6 protein-coding genes are annotated in these 6,565 nt (G+C 59.3%); 2 read left to right on the top strand and 4 right to left on the bottom strand.

Annotated features, from left to right (window positions below; translation table 11 throughout):
- On the top strand, positions 1–399 hold a 399-nt coding region (locus tag AC0L2B_RS12450), incomplete at its 5' end, for an oligopeptide/dipeptide ABC transporter ATP-binding protein (RefSeq protein ID WP_473745532.1).
- A 92-nt stretch (positions 400–491) separates the two neighbouring features.
- Positions 492–716 carry a hypothetical protein gene (locus tag AC0L2B_RS12445; RefSeq protein WP_473745531.1) on the top strand — a complete coding sequence of 75 codons (225 nt, stop codon included), beginning with the start codon at positions 492–494 and terminating at the stop codon, positions 714–716.
- Between the two features lie 448 nt (positions 717–1,164).
- On the opposite strand, the gene AC0L2B_RS12440 is transcribed toward AC0L2B_RS12445, so the two are convergent.
- From AC0L2B_RS12440 to gabT, 4 genes are all read right to left on the bottom strand, one after another.
- A complete protein-coding gene (locus tag AC0L2B_RS12440; RefSeq protein WP_473745529.1) occupies positions 1,165–3,378 on the bottom strand; it encodes a N,N-dimethylformamidase beta subunit family domain-containing protein in 2,214 nt (737 codons plus the stop codon).
- Positions 3,368–3,775 (bottom strand): N,N-dimethylformamidase alpha subunit family protein, encoded by a 408-nt coding sequence (locus tag AC0L2B_RS12435; protein WP_473745528.1) that lies wholly within the window; start codon positions 3,773–3,775, stop codon positions 3,368–3,370. Before AC0L2B_RS12435 ends, AC0L2B_RS12440 begins: the two co-directional genes overlap by 11 nt.
- 39 nt (positions 3,776–3,814) lie before the next feature.
- On the bottom strand, positions 3,815–4,876 hold the full coding sequence (locus AC0L2B_RS12430) for a C45 family autoproteolytic acyltransferase/hydolase (RefSeq protein WP_473745527.1): 1,062 nt from the start codon (positions 4,874–4,876) through the stop codon (positions 3,815–3,817).
- Positions 4,877–5,123: 247 nt separating this feature from the next.
- Positions 5,124–6,419, bottom strand: coding sequence for a 4-aminobutyrate--2-oxoglutarate transaminase (gene gabT / locus AC0L2B_RS12425; RefSeq protein ID WP_473745526.1), 1,296 nt, complete (start codon positions 6,417–6,419; stop codon positions 5,124–5,126).
- Positions 6,420–6,565 lie beyond the last annotated feature (146 nt).

Here is a 6,565-nt window from a genome sequence, read left to right as displayed (position 1 = left end):
GACCAGATCTTTTCGCCGCCCTATCATCCCTATACCGAGGCGCTGCTGTCGGCGATCCCGATCGCCGACACCAGCGTCGTCAAGAAGCACATCGTGCTGGAGGGCGACATCCCGTCGGCGATGAACCCGCCAACCGGCTGTCCGTTCCAGACCCGCTGTCGCTACAAGAAACTGATTCCGGGAGATCTCTGTGAGCGCGAGGTGCCACCCACCAGGAAGATGCTGGGCGGCCACGAAATCAAGTGCCACCTACCGGACACCATCTTCGCGGCGATGGAATTGGTAATCAAGCATGATGAGAAGCTCGAGGCCAAAGAGGTGGACGTCAGCGATAAGAATTCGGAATGGACAACTCCGAAATCAGTCGGGGCGGTTGGGCCTGCTGCGGGGGGGCTGTAGATGTTCGGCGCGACGGGTTATGGTCTGCGAGTCCCGTTGCTGTTGGTCATTCCCCAGTGGCGTGACGGCATTCAGGGTTGGGGCGATTGCGTGTGAGCGACTTCGACACTGCGCCTGGCAGCGCGGTGCATGAAGTGCTTGAGCTTGGCGAACAGCTGCTCGATCGGATTGAGATCGGGACTGTAGGGCAGCAGGAACAAGAGCTTGCGCCAGCGGCTCTGATGATGTCGCGGACGGCAGCGCCCGTGTGCGAGCCGAGATTGTCGAGCACGACCATGTCGCCCGGCTTCAAGGTTTTGATCGGTTGTTTGTTTTGACATAGGGGCGCGCCTCGACGCGATCATGCCGCAGCGTAGCGATGAACGTCATCATTTTCCAATGGCCATATGGCGCGTGGGCGACAAGCCGCTCGCCCCGCGCCCCCGCCACGCAGCGGCGCCATGCTGGTCTTGATGTCTTGACGCAATGGTCTCGTCGAGAAGACCAGGCGTGTTGAACCAATGCGCGTCTGATAGCGTGTCCACGGCGCGCGTCGGCGCGCCAGCTTGGCCTGAGCTGCTCCGCCGGCAGAATGGCTTTTTTTGAAGCTCTTGCCCTCCCGGTGCAGAAAGCGCCGACGCTTGCAGGATAGACATGGAGGCCGCCGGCGGACCAGCGCTGCGGTCAGTCGATGCAGCTTCACATGCGGGTCGAACCCCGTCGATCAAGGGCGCGCGTAGATTGCTGCCGTTATGATAAATTGGTGCCGGTCCTAAGCAAGCTGGGTTAGTCGGGCATAAGGAAGGGCGTCGCGTCGCGGAAACGGCGGAGCACATTCTCCGAAATGCGTGCGACATTGTTGGCATAGTCGGCATGGGGAAGACAGCTCCCCCAAGCTACAGAGCCGACAGAAAAGACCGCGCCGCCTGCGGGTGTCTCGAAAAACGTCATATCGGCTCGGATGGGGTCTTCTGGGGCATCATTCCACAATCCAATGAAGAAATTTAACCCGCCCAGCGTGCGCGCGTACGAACTGCCGTGCTTCTCGGAAGCGGCAACCACGACCGCATGACGCGGCGTACCCAGCTCTTCGCTAACTACATCAAGCTCAAGTCCGGCAGCTCCGCCGATGATGCCGAAATCGCCAATTATATCATCTGTTACACCCTCAAAAATGAAGCGAGTTCGCGAATCATCACTGGCGCCGAGACGACGATAATAACTGCCGCGGTCGAAAGCCTCTGTCAAATAGCCCACGCCCACGATCGACTGTTCCGGTCTGCCCAGCGTCCGCCATGAGCCGCAGAGCCGGCCAGTAAAGCTGCTATGGGCTTCGCCGGGACCATAGCGGCCGTTTCCTGGATGGCGTCGCCTGAACTCAACCAACCCTTGCCGTTTTGGATGAAAATCTATCGCGCAGGCAAACCCATTTCCGCCGAGATACATGAGCCGCCCACCTCTAGCGAGAAAGCTGTCGAGGGCCTGCAACATCGGTAACGACCAATACTCTGGATGACTACCGGTGACCAGTACGCGGCAACTATCCAACGCCGCCAAGCCCTCGCGGTGGAGGTCTTCGTCCGTAAGTATCTGGTGATCCGGAGCTACGCGAGACAACCAGCCGAGCAGACAGAGGTCGATCTGGAAGTTCCAAAGCCAGCCTCCGGGCTGGAGATTCACCACCGGCCGTCGCAGCGATCCAACGCACCGTTCGCTGCCATCGTCATGCGGATCATAGAGCGACTTACCAAGGCCTGGGTGTTCAAACGCCAGAAGGTCGAGTGGCGTGTAGGAGGCGGCGACGCAACCGAGATTATACTCATTGGTTTGCCGCTGCATAGTTAAGTTCGCGTAGCATGCATATGTTGCAGTGGGTGCCAGAAAGGCAACATCACCGCGAGCGTCAGCACCCTGCCGCACGAAGAACGGGACGAAAAACTCGGCATCCGGGCTACGCAGACGAGCGGCGTAGCAGCCGCTGGGCCAATTCGTCGGCACGGTAAGCCTCAGGTCTTCCTGCCAACCGGGGTTCTCAATATCATCGTGATGAAAGTGAGCCGCGCCATACTGTTCAGGAGCGCAGCGCCAATCCATCGTTGGGCTTTCCCATCTCGATCCCTGGACGGCCCGGGTCGGCTGATTGATGCAGACGCCGTCGTGGTTAGAGCCAGATTCATCCGGAATAATCTCAGATGTTGGCTCCGCCAGCAAATTCCAATCGCCGAGACAGGGCCAATTCAACGCTTCCGTTGGCTTGCGTGATCCCAAATCGGCGAGTTGTTCGAGCGATAGCGCCGCGGCCAGAATCCGGGGGCGCTCGATTTTGCCGTTGAAATGGTGTCGAGTTAATCCCCTTTCATCCTGTTCGGCCGCTATCAAAAGGCGGCCATTGCCGTTGGCAGGCGGCCCTACGCTATCCACAGCCAGCCAGTTCGCGCCAACATGATCATGCGTCCTCGACGCTAGGCGATGCACGACAACCAGCAATTGACGGCTTTCTGCATCATAGCTCAGTGCAACAAAGCTCCAGAGCCAGAGAGACAAGGGCCGATCCATGCGGTAAGTCCGTGGCTCAACTGGATCTCCGAAGATAGCCGCGAGGCAGCCGTCTCCCTCGAGCCGCAAGGCTATTCCCCCGTCTCCGCCGGGGGTCAGAGTACTAATCAGGGAACGTGATTGGCCGGCAATGAGGGTCGGCATCACGTAAGCACAAAGCGTTACCGCCCCAAGATCTGCTAAGCTCTGCGATCCCTCGACCTTGATGTAGGAGCCGGCGCGGATGGGTTGCTCGCGTCCCGGATAACGCTTGGCCTCCGCCACCGGCATGACGGGCGGCCGGAATGGTGGCATCTCCGGCCCGGCATCGAAGCTGAGCAGCCGCACGAAATCACAGTCGAAGCTGTCGAGCTTCATACAGCTGACAGCGAAGGCAATCGTCTCGCCAGGCCTGACGCTGTCGCGGTCGGCATAAGCGAGAATCGCTGGACGGTCAGACATCATCGCCATTCTCCTGCATTGGGAGCGCGCCAATGAGGTGTCGCCAACGTTGCTTGAAAACCCAACGCTCAACATCCTCGCGCGACTGAAAGCAAGCCGGCGCTATTTCGACCACTCGCACGGGCATGTTATGCGACCAGCGACCAACGCGCCACTCACTATAGGGCTTCGTCATAATGGCAATCCATTTGCCAGCCGTCGGCTGTGAGCGCATGACGTCCAGAATGAAACGCAGCTCAGCGCTATGGCAACCGAAAGGGGCAACTAGGAACTCGCGCACTAGGTCAGAACGGGTGGCAAACCCTGCCAACACAGAGCGGGCGGCGGCCGTACTGGCGCTCTCAGACGAGGAATCCGATTGAGACTTCACCAACTCAGTGCTCGGATAGCTGGTTGTCATGGCGGGCCTCTCCGGCGGCGGATCTAATTGAGGCCGGACCTATAGGACGCGCATCGTTCTGCTTAGCGCGTCGCGCTCGTCCGGCGTGGCGTGCACGCGCCATTCAACCCGATCAGGGAAAAGCGCGAAGACGCTCGTGGCGAGGGTCTGGGCGTAATCGTCTTTCCGGTCGTTGTCGCGATAGATCGGGGTGGTCTTGTCAAAGAGCACCGCCTCGGGGCCGCTCGCGAGTGCGCCTTCCGCGATCATCCGGTCCGCGGCATCTTGCCGGTTTCGTGAAGAGAGGCTGATCGTCTGCTCCATTCCGTCGAATTCCCCAAAGAGCAGGTGGTTTGCGTGCGCTCGGGGCGAGGCGGTCTCACGAACTGCGCAGCCTGTGGCCGGCGCCTCGACGGAAACGAGCCGGCGCGTCTTCGCTTCTCCTAGATTATGATGGAAGCCACTGGCGCGGTCCTTGCGCTTCAGGATTGAGACCGCTTCGTCCAGTCCGCCTGAGTCGAGGATGGCGCGGCAGATGATCTGCCGCGGCACGCCGGGCTGTAGATCGTTAACGCTAATATTGTTGACAGTCTGGACTAGCCCGGCCTCGTTCAGGCCGAATGTGTGTCCAGGCAGCATTCCAGGATACATGAAGCTGCTCCAGGCTGAGCCCTCGTCGGGCTCTGCTTCGACCCAAAGACAGGCGCCGAGAAGCTCTGGCCCGCCGTCCTCATTGTGTGCGACAATCGCAGGGCCATCGTCTTCCGCCGGAATTAGCAGCGAGGTGCAGCCCGTGGCGGCGACGGCTTTAGTCGCGGCCGAAACGTTCTCGGGGAGCGGTAAGTCGCCCCGGCAATTCCACAGGAAGACCGCCTCGAAATCCTGCCCTGCGCCCGCAGCGATCCCCTCGATCTCACGCACAAAGCGGGGATAGGCCGCGCGGGCCGCGGATTCCAAAGTCCTCAGATAGTCCGATCCACGCCAGCTGACGCCCAGCGCCCGATATCGCTCGGTGCCCAGAACGCATTCGCGGAAGCCGGACGCGCTGGACCGCCCGAGCGCGAAGCCAATGGAGAAGGCGTCGCCCTTGGCGTGAACGCGAGTGATGGGATTTCTGGACATGTGAGCCTCTACTTTCTGCGAGAGATACTGGTATCTGTCTGACAAAAGGAGTGCCGACAGAAATACGGAACGCCTGCGGGTCTGATCATGCGCACAGGAATATCGTTGACCATTTTCACTGTGTGATCGTGCCCGGGTGATGGCGCCGATCGCAGGCTGACATACAAAGAAGCTCTGGTGCGCCAAGAGCGTGCCCTTGAGCGCCGATGGCGCCAGCCTGCCGAGATCAGGCGGCGCACGGGCAGTGCTAGGCTTGGAGTTTAGACACATTTTCCATTGATCGACCGAGGATGGATATGGCTTCCTCCAGAATCTCATTCGAGGTTGTGAGCGGCACAAGGAAGCGGATCACGTTGTGAAAGCGTCCTGCCGAGGCCAGCAGCAGACCGTTTCGAGCGGCTTCTTGGATGATTGTCGCAGTAACATCTGTCGCTGGCTCGCGGCTGACGTTATCCGTAACCAATTCTATGCCAGTCATTGCGCCAAGCCTGCGGATCTCGCCGATCTCTGTACGGTTGCTCCTGATTCGGAGGCGCTCAAACCCCGCTTGCAGGCGCGCACCGATTTCTTCCGCCCGAGTGAGCAATCCTTCATTCTCGAGAACGTCTAAGACTGCCAGTGCGGCTGCGCACGCCAATGGATTCCCGGCATAAGTCCCACCAAGCCCCCCGCGGTGAACCGAGTCCATGATCTCGGCCTTGCCGATCACGGCTGCAAGTGGCAGGCCGCCCGCAAGGCTCTTGGCGACAGCTATCAAATCCGGCTGAACGTCGAAATTTTCTATCGCGAAGAGTTTGCCTGTGCGTCCGAACCCCGACTGGACCTCATCAGCCACGAACACTATGCCGTGAGCGTCACAGATTTGTCTAAGAGCTTTCAAGAAGTCGGCAGGCGCCGGCAGAAATCCACCTTCGCCCTGGACTGGCTCGATGACGATGGCGGCAACTTCTGATGCCGCCAGTTCCGTCTCAAACAGATTGCGAAGGGCAGAGAGGGCGTCCTGCGTGCTTATTCCACGATATGAGTAAGGGTAGGGAACACGATAGATTTCCCCTGGGAATGGACCAAAGCCCTCCTTGTAAGGGTTCACCTGAGCGGTCATTCCGAGTGTCAGGAGTGTTCGTCCGTGAAAGCTACCGCTAAAGACAATAATTCCCCGGCGACCCGTGTGATAACGAGCGATCTTGACCCCGTTCTCGACTGCTTCGGCGCCGGTTGTCACGAGCAGGGTTTTGGCCGGACCCATCGGCGCAAGAGCATTTAGTCGCTCGGCCAGGGCAACGTAGCCTTCGTAAGGGGCAGTTCCAAAAAAGGTGTGAGTGAAGCGATTCAGCTGATCGCGAACCGCTGCTACGATTGCAGGATGCGAATGACCGACAGCGAGGGCACCCATTCCACCCACGAAGTCGATGTAGCGCCGTCCGTCAGCGTCCCAGAGCTCTGCGTTAACAGCTCTATCGGCGAAAATTGAAAATGCGCAGGCTACACCACGGGGAACGGCCGCTATGCGCCTGCTCTCGAGTTCGCGGTTTGTCACGCTCATGCCTTGTTCCTCTATAAATGGACAAAATTCCGGCTGCGGCCCTGTTTTAGGCGCCAACGTGTCTGGACTTACTGATTAGCAGCGTACGATCAAAGAGTTAGCGTCGAATAGCACGTATCGAATGCTTGCTGCGATGCAAAAAACTA

This window comes from Mesorhizobium sp. WSM4815 (assembly GCF_055811575.1).
This window is presented reverse-complemented; position numbering and strand designations above follow the sequence as displayed.

Coding starts and splice junctions, on each gene's coding strand:
- AC0L2B_RS12440 (WP_473745529.1), bottom strand. CDS start 3,378: ATGATGTCTGACCGTCCAGCGATTCTCGCTTATGCCGACCGCGACAGC.
- AC0L2B_RS12435 (WP_473745528.1), bottom strand. CDS start 3,775: ATGACAACCAGCTATCCGAGCACTGAGTTGGTGAAGTCTCAATCGGAT.
- AC0L2B_RS12430 (WP_473745527.1), bottom strand. CDS start 4,876: ATGTCCAGAAATCCCATCACTCGCGTTCACGCCAAGGGCGACGCCTTC.
- gabT (WP_473745526.1), bottom strand. CDS start 6,419: ATGAGCGTGACAAACCGCGAACTCGAGAGCAGGCGCATAGCGGCCGTT.